The organism is Zunongwangia sp. HGR-M22 (genome assembly GCF_027594425.1).
Lineage (GTDB): Bacteria > Bacteroidota > Bacteroidia > Flavobacteriales > Flavobacteriaceae > Zunongwangia.
The window spans coordinates 2,231,766-2,249,984 of record NZ_CP115159.1; the positions used below are offsets into that span (position 1 = coordinate 2,231,766).

Below are 18,219 nucleotides of genomic sequence, written 5' to 3' on the forward strand. Positions count from 1 at the left end.
AATGAAAGATTTACGAATATTATTTATGGGAACACCAGATTTTGCAGTAGAAGGTCTTGCAAAAATTCTCGAAGCTGGCTACAACGTCGTTGGTGTGGTAACTGCACCCGATCGACCAGCAGGACGTGGCAGAAAACTAAACCAGAGCGCCGTTAAAAAATTTGCACTCGTTAAAGGTTTACCTGTTTTACAACCCACTAATTTAAAATCTGAAGAATTTGAAAATCAGCTTAAAGAATTAAAACCCAATCTACAGGTTGTAGTAGCATTTAGAATGTTACCAGAAAAAGTATGGAAGTTCCCAGAATATGGCACTTTTAATTTACATGCTTCTCTCCTACCCGAATATCGTGGCGCTGCACCCATCAACTGGGCTGTAATTAATGGCGAAAAGACTACTGGTGTAACTACATTCTTTATTGACGAAAAGATAGACACTGGCGCCATTATTAAATCTAAAGAAGTAGATATAAAAGTAACAGAAAACGTTGGTGCGGTACATGATCGATTAATGCATTTGGGAGCAGACCTTATTGTAGACACCTTAGCGCTAATCGAAAATGGTGAAGTAGAAACAATTTCACAAAACAAAGAAGTGGAGTTAAAACCCGCTCCAAAATTGACCCGGGAAAATACCAAAATCGATTGGACACAAAATACTACTGCTATTTACAATCTTATTCGCGGCCTCAACCCCTACCCTGCAGCTTGGTGTTATTTTATGAATGGAAAAAAGATGAATGTAAAGATTTTTGATTGTGAAATGCTTTTAAAAGAACATCAAGAGTCTTTAGGAAAAGTAAGTGTTGAAGATAATCAAATTAAAATAGCAACATCAGACGGATTTATTTTGGTGAACGAAATTCAGTTACCTGGGAAACGCAAAATGAGAATAAAAGATTTGCTAAACGGTTTAACCTTAGAGAAGGATGCCTATATGCTCTGAACCCTGATGAATACTGAAATCATAAAAAATCAATATTTTTCTTAATCAATTATTAACATTTTGCCAAAGTTATCAACAAAGCATCCGTTTTCCCTTGCTATTACTTGCACGGCTGAGAAATCCATATAAATTTGTAAGAGCAATTGAACAAAGTGTTTAACCAACAATTATTTAAATTTAAATTATGAACAAAACAGATTTAATCGACGCAATGGCTGAGGACGCAGGGATTTCTAAAGCGGCAGCTAAAAAAGCATTAGAATCATTTTTAGGAGGAATTGAAAATTCTCTTAAAAAAGGAGATAGAGTTTCATTAGTAGGTTTCGGATCATGGTCTGTATCTAAAAGAGCAGCACGTGAAGGTAGAAATCCACAAACTGGAAAAACAATTAAGATTGCTGCTAAAAATGTAGTAAAATTTAAAGCGGGTGCAGATTTACAAAAAGCAGTAAACTAATAATTTTCAGCTTTTAAGTTAAAGTATTAAGGCTTTCCTATTGGAAAGCTTTTTTTTATTATTTTTTTCAATATTTTTTTTGTAAGGCTAATAATTATTAGTTAGATTAGTTAAAAAGTATGCCTATGATTGCACTAAAACCCTCTAAAGGCCACCTTTTAATAGCAGAGCCTTCCATAATAGGAGATGTCTCTTTTAACAGATCGGTCGTTTTATTAGCTGAACATTCTAATAATGGCTCTGTTGGATTTATCTTAAATAAGGTACTGGATTTCACACTTAAAGATCTTCTGCCCGATTTGAATGTAGACTTTCAAATTTATAATGGAGGTCCCGTAGAGCAGGACAACCTTTATTTTATACATCGCATACCAGATTTGATTCCCGATAGTGTAGAAATTGCAGATGGCATTTATTGGGGTGGAAATTTTGATGCCGTAACCACTTTGATCTCTCAAAATTTGATTGATGAGAAGCAAATTCGATTTTTTCTTGGGTATTCAGGTTGGGATGCAGAGCAATTAAATGTTGAGCTAGATGCAAATTCGTGGATCGTGGTAACCAACGAAGATCAGAAAAATGTTATCGAAAGACCATACGATTCTTTCTGGAAAGACCAAATGATGCAATTGGGTGGTGAATATGTTTTATGGTCTAACGCACCAGAAAATCCTAGTTACAATTAGGAATTTCCGCAATTGACGATTTTTCCCTAGCCTAATCTTGCTTTTGCATTTAACTTGGCAAGCAGATCTCTGGCTATTGAATTTTTGTATTCTTTTTTACGGTATTTTGAAATGGGCTGAATACCTACAATTACATTGCTTATAAAAAGCTCATCTGCTTTTTGCAATTCGAATGGAGAAATAGATTTCTCTTCAAATTTATATTCCTGCAACTTCTTTATAATACTTATTAATTGTTTTCTTGTAATACCGTTTAGAGCTCCATCTGTTAATGGTGGCGTTTTAATTGTATTTCCCTTTACAAGAAAAAGATTTCCATTTAAAGCCTCTACTATAGATTTATTCTCGTTTATCAATAAACAATTGTCGTAATCATTTTCATTAGCGAATATACCACCCAAAACGTTAACTGCTTTGTTATTTGATTTGATGGTCGACAACAATCCTTTAGTCACATAATGATCTTTAAAAAGTTCCACTTCATAAAAATCATCATTCAGCACATAAAAGGAATTTTTAATTTCTGAAGTAAGAATAAAATATTCAATATCTCGAACTTCTGGAGTATATAAGCCTCCTTCTTTTCTGAAAACTGAAAATTTAACGCGAACAGATTTCGTCTCAAGGTTATTCTCTTTTATTAAACTCAGAATTTCTTCTTCTAGGAACTCAGGTGAAAATTGGTTTGGAATTTCCATACGCATTATACGCATAGATGCCATCAATCTAAAGTAATGATCTTCCCAAAACATTACTTTTCCGTTAATAACTCGTATTGTTTCGAAAACCGAATCACCGTAGGCGTAACCACGATTGGTAATTGATAATTTAGCTTTATCTTCTTCTATTAGAGTTCCGTTGAAATTGATCATAAAAAAAGCCCCGTTTTATAGCGGGGCAAAGGTAAGTTTTAAATATTGAATATTAAACCGATCCCAAAACCTGTTTAAGATCTGAAATCATATTTTCCCAAAGCATTTTTCCTTCTTCCACTTCGTCTTCATCTTCAGCAAAGTCAGTAATCATTATAGATACATCTTTGGTGATATCATCTACTTGTATACGAATTTCAAAGTAAAATGGGGTGTCTTCTTCTTCCATCCATCTAAATTTCACACGCTCATCACTTTTTTTACTAACAAGCTTAGCTTGCTCTTCACTACCTTCCCATATAAAGGTAAATAATTCGCCTCGCGAATTTACATTGTCGGCATACCATTCACTTAATCCTGAAGGAGTTGAAATATATTGATATAGCAATGAAGGAGAAGCATGTATTGGAAATTCCATTTCGTACTTTATCTTATCTTCCATTTTTCGATTTATTAGTTTCGAGCAATATATATATTAATTAGTAACATTAAAAGAAAACAATTTAAATATTTTTGAAAATAATGTTTGCAGCATTTGAAATTGTTTCTATATTTGCACCCGCATTTGCAGATCATCGCAAATGTCTTGTATAGCAGTAATACTGCAAGATACGGCGAGGTAGCTCAGTTGGTTAGAGCGTCGGATTCATAACCCGGAGGTCCCGAGTTCAAATCTCGGTCTCGCTACAGTAATAATAAGGCTTTCGAGAAATCGAAAGCCTTTTTTTATTTTATGGGTACAGAATAGGTACAGAATTTCACCTATTTCAAATAAATTAAAAAGAGCAACTTCGAATAATCTCATTTGATGGCAATTGAAACCAAATTCTAAGTTTTTATCCGAGAATTTAATGGAGAAAATACATGTTACTTCATTTTCTAACGTTGGTCTCTAGCATCATTTTTAATTATTTTTCCAGTAAGTGGTGGCAGATTTCTGAATTTCTGCTAAAATTTAAAATATCGTGTATTTTAAAGTACAGTACTAATGACTTCGGAAATAGAAAAATCAGTATCTAATTAATTGTGCAGATAATAAAAGAATTTATTCGCTATTGAAGTTTTCAAGCTATTTTTGTTCAAATCATGACAGGATTTAAAATTTAAAACCAAATCTCTCTAAGCCAGTATTTTATATCTTAATTTTAAAAATAGGACATCAATTAAGACATCAACGAGAGCGCTTTACGCTTTCTATGTAACAAATGTAACCAAATGATTTTAAATTATGTTAGAAGCTCGCCATGAAGGCTTCACCATCAGTAAGTGGTGCGGATCTCTGAATTTCTTCCAAATTTTAAAACCCAAATTAATCTTATAGGACTATATTTACAACTACGTAAATAGAAAATCAGGATTTGCAAACCTGAACTTTCGAAGCTAGCCCTTTTTACAAGTGACCATCCAAAGAGTTTGATGAGTGTTGCTTTTTGATTTTTTTATCGGTTCAAGGATTTCTTTAGCTCCTATTAATCCAAATTCACCAAATTCTTCATCAATAGTGGTAGTATTATGAAAATACAATTCTACGTTGTGCTTTGATAAAAACCGATTTTGTGAAATTTCTTTTCCTTTACCATATTGATAATCATTTGCGGAAAGCGTAACAAAAACCATTGTCCCACCTTTAGTCAACTGAGAGTATCATTTGTTTATCAAATTTAATCTTTCTTCTAAATCCAAAAGAGGAAGTCAACCGATTTTATTTGATGATTATTTGTTAAAGAGACTCTTTTACCCCTAAATCTTACTTAAAACAGTAATAATATATGTATAAAGATAGAGTATTGAGATTTTAAACATTACCTTCACTTACGCTTTTTGATGTTTTGGACTTTAAAACTGTAATATTCTTATAGTGAATAATTTTAATTCTTTAGTTATGGTTTTTTATATCAAATACATGGTAAGCTCAAGATGTAAGCTGATTGTTAAACAGACTCTTAAATCTTTAAATCTTCACTCTATTTTGGTAGAATTAGGTAAAATAGAAATTATTGAAAGCATAAATGCTTTTCAGCAGGAAGAATTAAAAAAAGCACTCAAAAAATTTGGATTAGAATTATTAGAGGATAAAAAAATAATCATAATTGAAAAGATTAAAAATCTAATCATAAATATGATTCATTACAAAGATGAATTACCAGAAGAAAATTATTCAGACTTTATAAGTAAGAATTTAAATTATGATTATACATATCTTTCCAACATGTTTTCAGAGGTAAAAGGCATTACTATCCAGCATTATATTATTCTTCATAAAATAGAAAGAGTTAAAGAATTACTTCTTTATAAGGAGCTTAATTTAACTGAAATAGCTTATAAACTTCATTACAGCAGTGTGGCTCATCTTTCCAATCAGTTTAAAAAAACAACTGGTATTTCACCTTCTTTTTACATGAAATTAAAGCTAAAAAGAACTCAGAATTTAGAAGATATTTAATCCTATACGCCATTCGATTATTTAGTTATAAGCATAAAACCTGTAAGTTTTGTAAGATTATTTTTAATATCTATAACAAACTGTTTTGTAATTGCAATACTTTCATTATCTCCGTAAGAGTAACTTCTATATGCATTTTCAGGTATAAGGCCTTTACACTGAAATAGCTGGTAATCTATAGAAAATAGTTTTTTTTATCGGAGGCTCATTTAATGAATTTAAATCTAATCTCAATATGCTATGAAAGTTTTAATACTTTACGATTATCCTCCTTCCCCCGGAGGTTTAGCCACTCAAGGAGATTTATTATATAGAGGACTGTTAGAATTGGGAATAGATGCACATGCTGTACATTTGGAATCTGAACAGGAAAAAGAGTGGTACTATCGATGGTTTAAACCAGATGTGGTCGTTGGGATAGGGTATTGGGGACACACACCGCAATTGATTTTACATCCTCAACGTTACGAATTTTTAGCGGTACCATGGTTAGTAGCTGATGGTTACATCGCTAATTATCAGGAAATATTAAATAAATTACCTCTTATTTTGGTTACTTCAAATTGGGTGAAAGAAATGTACGTGCGTGATGGAATAAACCCTGAAAATATAGAAGTACTCCCTGTGGGATGCGATACCGATATCTTTATTCCTTTTGAAAAAAATGATCCCAAAATTCTAGCGGTGAGAGCATCCTTAGGTATATCCCCAGAGCAGTTGATGATTCTTACTGTAGGAGGAGATGCCGCCTCTAAAGGTGCTCAGGAAGTAATGCAAGCCTTAGCTATTATCAATAAAGAAGCTCCTGATTGGAGATATATTTGTAAAGTATGGCCACAACCCAGAACAAAAGCTCAGAATTTGTTAGATATAGAAATGGCTATGCATTTAGGAATTGAAAAGCATATTACCTACGCCACCAATACTGTTTCAAGAAATTTTATGCCGTACTTAATTGGAGCTTGTGATATTTATGCTGCACCTTCTAGGTTAGAAGGTTTTGGCATGCCTCAAGTAGAAGCCGGCGCTTGTGAGAAACCTGTAATTGGAATTCGAGCCATGGGTATGTTGGACACATTAGTGCATAACGAGACAGCTTTTTTGGCTGAAGTCGCCCAGAAAATTGTTGTTAATGAAGTTATTTTAGGAGATGAATCCGGATTTGAACCTTTCCATAAAGTGCAATTCAAAACTCCTAGAACGGTAGACTATCGAGCCAATATACAAGATATAGCTCAAGATTTATTAACCTTGATGAATGATGAAAATCTCCGTAAAGAAATGGGAGAAAAAGCGAGAAAAAGAGTTGTCGCTAAATTTGACTACCGAATTGTTGCAAAACGTTTTGTTCAACTTGTATCTGATAAATTAGGAATTATTTAGTTGTAATGAAAATAGAAGAAAACGCAATTCTTAACCACACTAAAAAGACTGCCCTGGAAATCCTACTGAATAATAGTAGAAAGTCAACAGAAGGATTGTCCCGTACTGCGGCTTGGGGATATCCAGAACCTTATACACGTGACTTGATGTTAGCTATACTTGGCGTAGCAGTTTCCAAAAACGAAGAGTTAATTGCAAATTATAAGCATATTTTAGAAGTCTTAGCAAGTAATCAAACCCGCAGAGGTCATATCCCTTCCTTAATCAATGATAAGGAAAATCGTGGAGCTAGTGATACTACACCTCTATTTCTTTTTGGAGTTTCTATTTTCAGAAAAATTAATAATCAACCTGCTTTTCAAAAGAAAGCAGTAAAGAAAGCACTAAAATGGATGAAATATCAAAGTCCAACAGATCGTTATCTAATCGCTCAACAACCTACCAGCGATTGGCGCGATGAACAATGGATCCTTGGCTATGGCCTTTTTGTTAATACCATTTTATATGCTGCATTGAAAGGCTTAGGTAAGAATAAAAGAGCCACTCATTTGGCTGGGGAAATTCAATATTTAGCCATTAATAATCAATTAACAGATGATATTTTAGATGAAGATGTGCTCATTACATTAAAGCCCTATTATAATAGTTGGTCTTACAAAATTTATCATAATGATAGATTTGATTTACTTGGTAATAGTATAGCTATTCTTACTGGACTTGCTTCCCCTAAACGAGCAAAAGCTATTATTAAATGGGTAGAGCAAGAATGCAATATAATGAAAGAAAAAAATATGCTTCGAGGAGATTTGCCTCCTAACTTTTTTCCTTTTATTCAACCCAATGATCGAGATTGGTTCGACAGATATGCACATTTTAATTTACCCGGAAATTATCATAACGGTGGTATTTGGCCTTTTATTACAGCTTTATACATAGCCGCTTTGGTAAATATTAAAGAATATGAATTGGCAGAAAATAAGTTAATAGCGTTAGCACATCTTTTGAAATTAGCAAATCAAAAAAATAGAGATTATGGTTTTAATGAGTGGTACAAAGCTCAAGATAATACGGCAATGGGGGAAGATTGGCAAACCTGGAGTGCAGCTTTATATTTGTATGCATCCCATTGTGTAGAACAAAGAGACACCCCTTTTTTCTAAAAATAATTTTATTTACATAATTAATATTCTTTCATACATAGGTTTAAAAAATTATTGTTTAAGCTTTTGTTTTTTTATCCAATTGTATCCCTCAATTGGTTTAGTGAACTTCCAGAAAGCTTCTTCTTTTGGCGTAGTCTTCGCCTCAAAACTGGTCTTCGCAAAACCATATACTTGGGTGATGATATCATATTTTGCATTCCACACTTTTATGGAAAGTGTCTCATGGTGTGTAGCAGATTTTATGGGTTTAGGAAAGTATTTTTTATTATTATCCTCATAAGCGAAAATCCATAATTCTTTAGTTGAAATTTTATGGTTTTCCCATAATTTTTGCACCGCTATTCCAACTTCTTCATGCCGTCGGTGACGTGTATATTCTCCTAGAGGATTATGAGTTAGAATGATATCAAAATGAACGTTAGGTAAAATATTTAAAATTTCATTTTCAACAATTTTCTCTGGTAAAGGAATTTGATCCGGGTCATCATTTAAATTTCCCATTATTCCTTGTGCTTTGAGTTTAATAAGAACTTGCTGAAATTTTGGGGCTCTATCTATATCGTATCTTCTTGATAAGCAAGCAATAAACCAATGGTGCTGTGGATTTTTTAGAATGAGACCTCCACACCAAAGTGTTTCGTCATCAGGGTGTGCCACTACTACAGCTATATTTTTGGGTTTATTCTCTATTTTTTCTGGTGCCATTAGCATTGTATTATATTTTATTATTCAAAAATCGAATTTATCCTTTATAGCCTGTTGAGTAGGAAAACCAAATTGCTAACCGAAATTATATTTTTTTGATAGTAATTTTCAATTATTTTAAAATCTGAAACGCAATATAGGTTTGAGCTCATCTTAATTTGGGATTGGCGTAACGGTAAATATTATTAATTTGAATAGCTACTTTATTACATTAATCATAAGATTTTTTACATAGATAACAGATACGAATATGGATATGTAATATTTAATATTAAGGGCTTAATCGTACTGTAAAATATATAAGGTTTAGTAAAATAGATGTAATATTATATCTACTATAGTTATCCATCTTTGTAAGTCTAAAATATTACAAATGATAAGTAAAGGAAAATCTTGGATGTTAGTAAGTATGCTTGCTCTACTTCTATTAACTATAATATCCTGCACCAGGAAAATTGTTTTTCAACAATCTACTATTGTACCTGCGGCGGAAGGTTATGTGAAAATCCACACTGATGATAATAATAATTTTGTACTTGAAATAAAAATTGTGAATTTAGCCGAAGTTAGCAGATTACAACCTCCAAAAGAAAGTTACGTCTCCTGGATGATCACCGATAAAAATGAAACTGTTAAATTAGGACAGTTAAACAGCTCAACCGGTTTTATGTCAAAACAGATGAAAGCTTCCTTAGAAACTGTATCCTCCTATAATCCAACAAAAATATTTATTACAGCAGAGGATAACAGTAACGTCCTCTACCCCAACAAGCTTATTATATTAACAACTAATAAATTTTAGATCATTTATTATTTTCCTTTTAAATTATTTTTTAAGGAAACCAAAATCCATCTCTCCTGGTTGATTTTACTTAAAATCTAAAGACAACCTCTGCACTACTTTTCAGGAAATTTTTAAAATGTAGTATGGTAAGCAAATTACTCTTAGTCATTCTTGTTTTAAGATTCTGGCATAAGTCATTTTAAAATGATACCACTAAAGGTAATAATTTGCAGTTATTCTAGAGGTAACACAAAAATATATAAAACTAAAATACAGTTAATTACCTTATTCACACCTTATATACATGAGAGTTTCGATTGAGCGTAAACAGATTAATTTTTCACCAGACTCTAGTCGGGTGATCGCCCGTTATTTTATGAACGGCGAATCTCGCACCCAAAATTTAGTCAAGCGTATTCTTAAAATGAATACGATCGAAGTAAGCCAGGCATTAGAACAAACGTTAAGGGCATTCGCCAACAGACACCGTAATATTTCCCAGCTTTTTTTTAAGCATTGCGAAAACATTCGTGAGATTATTGAAAAAATGGATATTCCATTTAATACACTTTCTGAGGAGCAAAAAATGTTAATTGGATCGTACTGTACCATGGAATATTCAATCGAATCCGCAGCATTTTTTAATCCTTCGATAGTTGAAGATTTAGATCAATCCTATTTAGAAAAAGGTGAAAAACGAGTAATTATTTCCTTTAGAGCCACCGGAGAAGGCCATATTTCTTCCCTGGTTTTCAGAAGGGGAATCATTGACGCTAATAATGATCTATTCCTTACAAAACTTGGAGATTATATAGATATGGCTGCAATGTCACGTAAAACTTCCTTTTATAAAAGTCGGTTTATAAAAAGACTTAAAGAAATGCAGGTAGAAGAGCAATACTTTAAAATAATTATGGACAAGTTACCAGACCGATTTGAACATTCTGCCTTAAAAGAATTAGTTAATAGTTTCCTTCAAAAAGAAAATGTAAATAGCGAGGCACACCGGTCTTTTGAAGAAATTAAATGGTTATTGGAATCATTTTATGACTTGCATTTTCATAAAGATTCCGATATTACAGAACGTGTGATCTTTCCTATATCAGAATCTGAAAGTAAAGGCATTGAGGATGCACGCTTTGTGCGCTTTATAGAAGATGATCAATCTATTGTATTTTATGCTACTTATACAGCCTATAATGGGCATACTATTTTACCAAAATTAATAGCTACAAAAGATTTTTATACTTTTAGAATAATGCCATTAAGAGGTGATGGCGCAAAAGGAAAGAATCTGGCACTTTTTCCTAAAAAAATTAAAGGTCAATATGCTATGTTATCCAGGATTGATGGAGTTAATAATTATTTAATGTACTCTAAAAATACTAATTTTTGGAATAAACCAGAACGTATTCAAGAGCCTAAATTCGCATGGGAATTTACTCAAATAGGAAATTGTGGATCTCCTTTATGGACAGAAAAAGGTTGGCTAATTATTACTCATGGTGTAGGTCCAATGAGACGCTATTGTATAGGTGCATCACTTTTTGATCTTGAAGATCCTTCCATAGAAATTGGACGACTGGAAGAGCCTTTACTTATTCCTCTAGAAGAAGAGCGCAACGGATATGTCCCCAACGTGGTATATTCCTGTGGTTCTATAATTCATAATAATAGCTTAATTTTACCTTATGCAGTGTCTGATTACTCCTCTACTTATGCAGTGGTAGATATGACAGAATTGTTTACTGCATTAATCAACTAATTTTGAAAATTTAGAAGCACGTTTTTATAAGCTTCTTCATAAGAAGAAATCATATTTTCCATATTAAAATTGGTTTCTGCGTGCCATCTACACTGTATAGGAGATAGTAATTCTAGTTTTTTTACGGCGTCAACAGCTTCTTGTATGGTATGCACTAAAAATCCAGAAACACCATCAGCAATTAACTCGGGCATACTACCTCGACAAAATGCAATTACTGGTGTACCGCACATCATTGCTTCTAGAACACTAAGTCCAAAAGGCTCTTCAAAAGAAATAGGATGTAATAGGGCTTTGGCACTACCAAGAATAAGATCACGTTCATTTTTACCCAAATTCCCTAAATACTGAATGAAATTCCCATCGATATTAGGTTTTATTTTCGAATTAAAATAATCTTGATCCTGTATAAGGCCAGCAATTTTAAGAGGTAAATTTGCCTTTTTTGCAATGGCAATTGCTTTATCTAAGCCTTTTTCAGGATGGATTCTGCCAAAATAAAGCAAGTAGTTTTCTTTTATACTCTGAAAAGTAAAATGACTCGGATTTACACCGTGATAAATGGTATCCAGGTAAGTTAGCTCTTCATGTCTGTTTGCATTCGAAATTGAAATGTAAGCTGCTGTAGCATTATATTTTTTATATACCGGAATAATTTTAGGCGAAGAGAAACCATGAATAGTGGTGATGATGGGAGTTGAGATAAGCCGGGAATAAGTAAGTGGAAGAAAATCGAAATGATTATGGATGATGTCAAAATTTCCTGCTTTTTCCATCAGATTACTGATGTGTAAGCATTCCAAAACTTTAGGGTCGCTGGTTTTGTCGGTTTCGTATGGTAAAGCACAAACCGCATCTAATTTTGCTGAGGTTATAGAATTTCCACTGGCAAAAAGGCACACCTCATGACCTCGACTTACTAAAGCTTCTGTTAAAGTGGATGCAACCTGCTCCCATGGTCCGTAACTTTCGGGAGGTGTTCTCCATGCAATAGGTGCTAGTATGGCTATTTTCATGCTTTTTATAAAGCTTTGTCCTTTGTTATAGTTGTTAAATCATCATACTGGTAAAATTCTTCATAAGCTTTTAATACCGTTAAATGGGAAATAAGGTAGGCCAAAGAACTTTCTGCACCTTGATTCCGGTTAACTCCGTAATTTTCAAACCCATCGCAACAACCTTTCGTTTCAAAATCATATAGGCTCATCCGCAAATCGTTTTCTCCTAAGAACCACATAAATGAATCAAAAAGTTTAGTCAAGTATTCTTTATTCCCCGTAAGAATAAAGGCCTGATGAAACATTAAGACCATAGCCATTGCATCTATAGGTTGTTGTGCGAAAAAAGAACGTTCACCATCTTTGGTATACCACTTATCGTTACCTATAACAGATAGTGTACCGTCTTTTAAAGTATGTTCTTCTAAAAACTCCATAGTAATCATCGCTATATCAATAACTTTTTTATCTGGTATTATTTGTGCTGAATGCAATAAAGCCAATGGTAGTACTCCATTATCATAGGCAAGAAGCAACTCAAACCATTTCCAGTCTTCAGAATGACTTATCTCATATTGATGAACAAGCTTAGCACTAAGACTTTTGAGAATAGCGAGCATATTTTCGTCCGTACTATTCGTTTTTAAATAATAGCAGATACCAATAATAGTGTTGGCAATACTGCGTATCGATTGCAATTTTTCAAAATTCGGTACAGCATCAAAGAATACCAGTTTACCGGTTTGATAATATGCATCATTTGGGGCATTTCCTATAAGATAACCCAGCGCCCAAATTGTTCTACCAAAAGAATCTTCAGAACCGACTTCATCTAAAAAATTCCGATTAAAACTCAAGAAATTTCTAAAGGAACCATCCTTATTCTGCATGTAATGAATATAGCTTAGGTAAATAGGCATGAATTCTAAAGCCGTTTCATCTTTTTTCTGTTTATACGTCATCAAAACCATAAGTAATGCACGTGCATTATCATCTAAACAATAACCCTCTTTTAAATTAGGTATGCCAAATTTGGCATGTTGGATGATTCCAGTATCATCTGTTAGCCTTTTGATGTGGTTCAAGGAAAAAGGTGGTAATAAAAGTAAGTCGATGATAGTTTCCTTTTTATCTACTTTCTGTTTAGGAAACGAAAGTAAACTATTAGAAAGATGTAAGTACTTTTTACCAATTTTTGGCCAGGTAACATTTTTACCATAAGCATAAGCATTGGCCTGAATTTGTTTTAAAATTTTTGGTTGCCCCAGTAATTGATTTAATATTGCTGCTAGTTCTTCAGAATTGTTGAAATCGAACAGTTTGCCACGCTCTTCCGTTAGTAGTTCTGCAGCATGCCAGTAAGGTGTAGAAACAATTGCACATCCAGCGCCCATGGCATAAGAAAGCGTGCCACTGGTGATCTGAGCTTCATTAAGGTAAGGGGTTATATAAATATCGCAGGCACTTAGATATTTAAATAATTCTGTCTCATCAATAAATTCATTTAACATCAAAACATGACTCTGAAGGTTTAGGTTTTTAATCAGTAATTTTAAAAAATTTCTATACTCCTCGCCTTCATGACGGAAAACATTAGGATGCGTTTTTCCTAAAATAATATAAAGTGTTTCAGGGTGTTTTTCAATTATTTTTGGTAGTGCCCTAATTACGGTTTCAATACCCTTATTACGTCCTATAAAACCAAAAGTAAGTATTAGCTTTTTTTTAGTGAATTTAAATTCAGTTTTGGCGGCCAGACGATTAAAATGAATATCGGGGACACCATGCTCTATTAATACAATTTTAGCTTGAGGAATATCATAAATAGTGGTTAGAAAAGAAATGGCTTTATGACTCATCACCACAATCTTATCCGCCATCTTGCAGATTTCTTTAAGAATAGCCTTCTCATTATAAGAAGGTGAATCAAGAATAGTGTGTAGCGTTACTATACACGGGATTTCCAAACGATGTAAAAGAGGAAGTATATAAATACCACCAAGTCCACCATAAATTCCAAATTCATGTTCGAGAATACAAATATCTGCCCCGCTTAGATTTATAAAATTTGCAGCTTCCAGATAATCGGTTTGTTGTTCTTGGCTAATTTGTAGCTTTACTTCTGGAGGATAGTCATATTTTTGATTACCATCGTTCATCGCTACCACTAATATCTCATTACGATGCAAACCTTTGTCATCGATATCCAGCATCGATTTAGTTAAATTTTGAGTAAAAGTACCAATGCCACATTCTCGTGGTGGATATGTTCCTATATAGGCTATTTTCATTTTATAAGGCTCTTCCGCGATTGTTTTTATTCTCTTCGCGCTTTGCTGCTTTTGCCTTGCGTTTTTCTTTTAAGCTTAATAGCGGTTTTGTCTTATCTGTTTTTCTAGTTGTATTTTTATTTTCTTTTGCCATAATAGGAATATTCATTATTAAAGCTAAAGGTATTGATAAGAGTGATTTGTAGAATTACAAAAAGCTAGAAGAAACTTACATATTTCACGCTTTTTAATTTGTTTAAAGTACTACCCCTATAATAATTATAGGAAATAAAAAGAGATTCTTTAAAATCATCAAAACCACATAACTGCGTCAGTAAAAAATAATGGTTTTAGTTAAGGCAGAACGCTTATAACATTCCGAAACACTTAGATATGAATAAGAGTTTACATAGATTCTAATTTTGGAACTCACAATTAAACATCTGGATTTATAATTTCTCTTTCAACTTTTCCATATCGTTAGAAATTTTGGAATAAATTACTCTTGCATAAATTTGAGTTTTGGCAAGCTTTGTATATCCCGGAAGCTTAGATACTGTCTCAATAGGTATTCCTTTAGATAATGTAACCGTCGTTGCAAAGGTATGACGGGCGACATGAAAAGTAAGCTTCTTGGATATCTTGGCAAGCTTTGCCAAATCCTTTAAATACTGGTTGGTTTTCTGATTGGAATATACCGGAAGCAACAAACCACTTATTGCAGCTTCCCTTTCATTTTTTTTCAGAATAGCTTTTACTTTTGGAAGCATAGGCACTTTAAAAAGCTTTCCCGTTTTTTCCCGTTCCTTTACAATCCATTTGTTGTCGTCGATACCGATAACGATATGTTTTGCTTCTAATGATTTTGCATCACCATAGGATAAGTAAAAAAACAGGTTTTTTTAAAAGAAAAGTTATAGGATTTTACTTGTTTTTAAGCTCAGTTCTTCCTAAAGCGGGTAATATGCCTTGCAAACCACTATCCCCCTTATTAATTATACTGCTTGTTGTATTGCGTTTTTTACGGTTGCAATAATAAAATAAAGATTAACAATTACTTCATAAGAAACTTACTTCTATTTTTTCGCCACTTCTAATGTTTCTATCTATAATTTTTATTCCGTTGAGAGAAATACTTGATTTAATATTGTTATCTATTTGTTCCAGATTAATTGAAATACTATTATCCCCGAGATGCAAATTTTTTATACTTAATCGGGGTAATTTATCTGAAAGTTGTGGTTCAATGCTAAATGAATTAAATCCGGTCTGTTCAAATGATAAAATTCCTTCAATAATAAGTCTACAATACAATGCACTTTCTGCTGAAAGATGCTTCATATTATTTTCGGGGTATGCTTCAACAGCATAAGGTACATGATCTCCTAATAATCTTTTATTGGAATATTCTTCTAATTTCTCAAGCGATTGATCAAAAAAACCTGCTTTAAACGTGCCTCTTAAGGCGTATAGAGTTCCTCTGTCCCAAAAAACTTTTGGTTCATTTATATTCGGATTAAGTTCAACTAAAACTCCGTTTGAAGTCCATAGTTTATCAAGTAGTGCTGTCGCAGTTGTCTCGGCTCTGTTTTCAATGCCCATTACCAGTGGCAAACAAATCCAGTGACGAAGGTGCGTATTTCCTTTAAAATAACGATAGGTGTTTAGTCCTTCAAGCTCAGAACCAAAATAATCTTCAATATTCTTAGATAACTCAATGCTACGGTCAGAGTAAAGTGCCGACAAGCTATCGTGTCCTAGTTCTTTTGCCAAATATGAAGCATTTATTAGTCCTCCGTAATAAAGAGAACTGGTGGAAAGGTTCGCTTCACCTGTTGAAATTCTTCCTTCCATTTCGTCTGTTTCTGACAACACAACTCCTTCTGCATTAGTCTTTTTATGGCAGTAATTAATGCACCACTCAATCAATGGCCATATCTTTTGGGCAAAATCTTTATCGGCATATCGTAATGCGAATTGCGATGCTCCATAAGCAATCATGGCGGCATCCCCTCTATCTTTTCCACAGTTTGGCAGCTCTCCGTCTATTTCAAATGCATAGCAAATAGGCGAGAAATCTTCAGGAATGTTTTTTAAAAACATTAAGTAGGCATTTTTTGCAGCTTCAATACCCGTATCGTACCCTAAAAACGGGAAAAAAGGTCCGCTATATTCTACCTGATCGTTTGCCCAAATACCAATATAATAATTTCCTCCACCGGGTGAATGTACCAATCCCATCTTCGATTCGAAAATACTTTCAGAAGCCCTGATTTTTGAAAAATAAAAAAGTTGATCGATTACAGGATCGGAAGTTTCAAGAACAAGGTTTTCTTTAACTTTACTAATAAAAGCATCCCTTTCCGCTTCAATTTGTTGAAAACGGAACCCATTTATAGGTTCATTATCGATGGCGGCTGAAAAATAGAGCGTAAAATTATAAGATGTTTTAGGGTTAAGCGTTACCTGCTTCATAGCATCATTATACACATGGGTTGTATATTTCCCCTTATAGCCAGTTATTTTTGCACTAACATTTGTTTCGCCAATTTTAAGCTCTTTTGCTTTATCCCCGATATTTGTCAATTCCCAGTTTTCAACAAACAAACGTTCGTTCATTGACGGGAATAATGTACGCTTAAGTATTATCCCTTCAACAGGAGTATGGTAAAAAGTCAGCTTCCCATCAATTTTTACTGAATCAATTTGGTTAAATATTAAATTGAAACGATCCATGGTTATTGTAGGTTCAATTTCATCAGCGTAGTTAAGCCGATGATATGCCCGGTATTTTTTCCAACCTTCTTCAATTGTTCTTAACTGTGGATATATAATTTCACGATTTATTTCAACTTCTTTATGTTCATTTGTTTTATAATAAATAATGGCAGATACTTTTTTGCCCGACATCTCAATGTTGTCTTCATGCGGATAACTATGATCCTTATCCAGTTTCCAAACAATGCTTTGCGAAGAGCTAATTTCCCAATATTTGTCAATAGATTGATTTTGTCCCAATAAGGAGTAGGAAAGCAATAAAATGGTCTTTATTAAAAAAAAATTCTTACACTTCATTCTAGAATTTATATAATTTCAATTTACTATTTAATTATGTGCGATTATATTTTTTGTTATAACCCGAAATTCTGATTAATTGTAAATTTCTCTCCTTAAAAATAATGACAGATAACGGTTTGTATAAGGTTTGTTGCGTGAAAATCCGCCAGGATTTTCACATTACGAAACCAAGATATCAAATTGCGCGTATTTTCCGAAGGAAAATCCGAAGCAATGAAATTTATATGGTGTTGAACGAATCCTCCCTACCGGTCGGAAGCTTACTAAGCCAAAATACAACAATTCTTATATTTAAGATAAACTAAAATTTACCGTTATGTATAAAAAAAAGTAAAATGATAGTAGAGACCGCTATCGCAGAAGTTCCTGGCTTTGAAAACCTATGCTTACAACTTGGTAAGAGCTTTTCGATCAATGGGAAAGCCGCAAGTACCCTGAACAACTACAAGCGATGCCTGGCTCACCTGGGCCTGCACTACAAGCAAAGCCCGGAGACCCTCTCTACTGAAATGATCAATGATTATCTTTTTCATTGCCAAAACCTGCACAAAACCCCATCCGAAAGTTTTTTCAAGCACACTATTTTCGGCCTGCGGGCCATCTACAAGATCCTGGGCTTGAATGATAAGCAGGTCAAGCTTCCCCAAATAAAGCGACAGAACCAACTCC

Annotated in this window: 18 protein-coding genes and 1 tRNA gene; 9 read left to right on the forward strand and 10 right to left on the reverse strand. The window is 33.5% G+C overall.

Going from position 1 to position 18,219, the window contains the following annotated elements:
- Position 1 precedes the first annotated feature (1 nt).
- The 3 genes from fmt (at position 2) to PBT91_RS09695 (ending at position 2,089) form a co-directional block, all read left to right on the forward strand.
- Positions 2 to 946 (forward strand): methionyl-tRNA formyltransferase, encoded by a 945-nt coding sequence (gene fmt, locus PBT91_RS09685; RefSeq protein ID WP_270058279.1) that lies wholly within the window; start codon positions 2 to 4, stop codon positions 944 to 946.
- Positions 947 to 1,130: 184 nt separating this feature from the next.
- A complete protein-coding gene (locus tag PBT91_RS09690; protein ID WP_270058280.1) occupies positions 1,131 to 1,403 on the forward strand; it encodes an HU family DNA-binding protein in 273 nt (90 codons plus the stop codon).
- A gap of 125 nt (positions 1,404 to 1,528) precedes the next feature.
- Positions 1,529 to 2,089, forward strand: a complete 561-nt coding sequence (locus PBT91_RS09695) for a YqgE/AlgH family protein (RefSeq protein WP_270058281.1) — start codon at positions 1,529 to 1,531, stop codon at positions 2,087 to 2,089.
- 26 nt (positions 2,090 to 2,115) lie between these two features.
- Here the strand turns inward: PBT91_RS09695 and PBT91_RS09700 are convergent, their stop codons facing one another.
- Complete coding sequence (locus tag PBT91_RS09700) at positions 2,116 to 2,961, reverse strand: aminotransferase class IV (protein WP_270058282.1); 846 nt, start codon at positions 2,959 to 2,961, stop codon at positions 2,116 to 2,118.
- Positions 2,962 to 3,013: 52 nt separating this feature from the next.
- Positions 3,014 to 3,403 (reverse strand): START-like domain-containing protein, encoded by a 390-nt coding sequence (locus tag PBT91_RS09705; protein WP_270058283.1) that lies wholly within the window; start codon positions 3,401 to 3,403, stop codon positions 3,014 to 3,016.
- A gap of 171 nt (positions 3,404 to 3,574) precedes the next feature.
- Between PBT91_RS09705 and PBT91_RS09710 the strand changes: the two genes are divergently transcribed.
- A tRNA-Met gene (locus PBT91_RS09710) sits at positions 3,575 to 3,648 on the forward strand.
- Positions 3,649 to 4,341: 693 nt separating this feature from the next.
- Here the strand turns inward: PBT91_RS09710 and PBT91_RS09715 are convergent.
- Positions 4,342 to 4,578 carry a hypothetical protein gene (locus PBT91_RS09715; protein WP_270058284.1) on the reverse strand — a complete coding sequence of 79 codons (237 nt, stop codon included), beginning with the start codon at positions 4,576 to 4,578 and terminating at the stop codon, positions 4,342 to 4,344.
- Positions 4,579 to 4,843: 265 nt separating this feature from the next.
- Between PBT91_RS09715 and PBT91_RS09720 the strand changes: the two genes are divergently transcribed.
- The 3 genes from PBT91_RS09720 to PBT91_RS09730 all read left to right on the forward strand — a co-directional run bounded on the left by PBT91_RS09720 (position 4,844) and on the right by PBT91_RS09730 (position 7,947).
- On the forward strand, positions 4,844 to 5,404 hold the full coding sequence (locus PBT91_RS09720) for a helix-turn-helix domain-containing protein (protein ID WP_270058285.1): 561 nt from the start codon (positions 4,844 to 4,846) through the stop codon (positions 5,402 to 5,404).
- A 240-nt stretch (positions 5,405 to 5,644) separates the two neighbouring features.
- Positions 5,645 to 6,787 (forward strand): glycosyltransferase family 4 protein, encoded by a 1,143-nt coding sequence (locus tag PBT91_RS09725; protein WP_270058286.1) that lies wholly within the window; start codon positions 5,645 to 5,647, stop codon positions 6,785 to 6,787.
- A gap of 5 nt (positions 6,788 to 6,792) precedes the next feature.
- Positions 6,793 to 7,947, forward strand: a complete 1,155-nt coding sequence (locus tag PBT91_RS09730; protein ID WP_270058287.1) for a glycoside hydrolase 100 family protein — start codon at positions 6,793 to 6,795, stop codon at positions 7,945 to 7,947.
- A 51-nt stretch (positions 7,948 to 7,998) separates the two neighbouring features.
- On the opposite strand, the gene PBT91_RS09735 is transcribed toward PBT91_RS09730, so the two are convergent.
- Entirely contained in the window at positions 7,999 to 8,655 is a 657-nt protein-coding gene (locus PBT91_RS09735) for a PIG-L family deacetylase (protein ID WP_270058288.1), read from the reverse strand.
- Positions 8,656 to 9,028: 373 nt separating this feature from the next.
- On the opposite strand from PBT91_RS09735, the gene PBT91_RS09740 reads away from it, so the two are divergent.
- Positions 9,029 to 9,457, forward strand: a complete 429-nt coding sequence (locus PBT91_RS09740) for a hypothetical protein (RefSeq protein WP_270058289.1) — start codon at positions 9,029 to 9,031, stop codon at positions 9,455 to 9,457.
- Positions 9,458 to 9,743: 286 nt separating this feature from the next.
- On the forward strand, positions 9,744 to 11,204 hold the full coding sequence (locus PBT91_RS09745; protein WP_270058290.1) for a glycoside hydrolase family 130 protein: 1,461 nt from the start codon (positions 9,744 to 9,746) through the stop codon (positions 11,202 to 11,204).
- Here PBT91_RS09745 and PBT91_RS09750 read toward each other — a convergent pair.
- The 6 genes from PBT91_RS09750 to PBT91_RS09775 all read right to left on the reverse strand — a co-directional run bounded on the left by PBT91_RS09750 (position 11,201) and on the right by PBT91_RS09775 (position 18,197).
- Complete coding sequence (locus PBT91_RS09750; protein WP_270058291.1) at positions 11,201 to 12,220, reverse strand: glycosyltransferase family 4 protein; 1,020 nt, start codon at positions 12,218 to 12,220, stop codon at positions 11,201 to 11,203. The genes PBT91_RS09745 and PBT91_RS09750 overlap by 4 nt on opposite strands.
- Positions 12,221 to 12,225: 5 nt before the next feature.
- Complete coding sequence (locus tag PBT91_RS09755; RefSeq protein ID WP_270058292.1) at positions 12,226 to 14,493, reverse strand: glycosyltransferase family 4 protein; 2,268 nt, start codon at positions 14,491 to 14,493, stop codon at positions 12,226 to 12,228.
- A gap of 1 nt (position 14,494) precedes the next feature.
- Positions 14,495 to 14,626, reverse strand: coding sequence for a hypothetical protein (locus PBT91_RS09760; protein ID WP_270058293.1), 132 nt, complete (start codon positions 14,624 to 14,626; stop codon positions 14,495 to 14,497).
- A gap of 295 nt (positions 14,627 to 14,921) precedes the next feature.
- Positions 14,922 to 15,368, reverse strand: coding sequence for a site-specific integrase (locus PBT91_RS09765; RefSeq protein WP_333474259.1), 447 nt, complete (start codon positions 15,366 to 15,368; stop codon positions 14,922 to 14,924).
- 163 nt (positions 15,369 to 15,531) lie between these two features.
- Positions 15,532 to 17,547, reverse strand: a complete 2,016-nt coding sequence (locus PBT91_RS09770; protein WP_270058294.1) for a six-hairpin glycosidase-like protein — start codon at positions 17,545 to 17,547, stop codon at positions 15,532 to 15,534.
- Between the two features lie 389 nt (positions 17,548 to 17,936).
- Complete coding sequence (locus PBT91_RS09775; protein ID WP_270061489.1) at positions 17,937 to 18,197, reverse strand: hypothetical protein; 261 nt, start codon at positions 18,195 to 18,197, stop codon at positions 17,937 to 17,939.
- Positions 18,198 to 18,219: the final 22 nt, after the last annotated feature.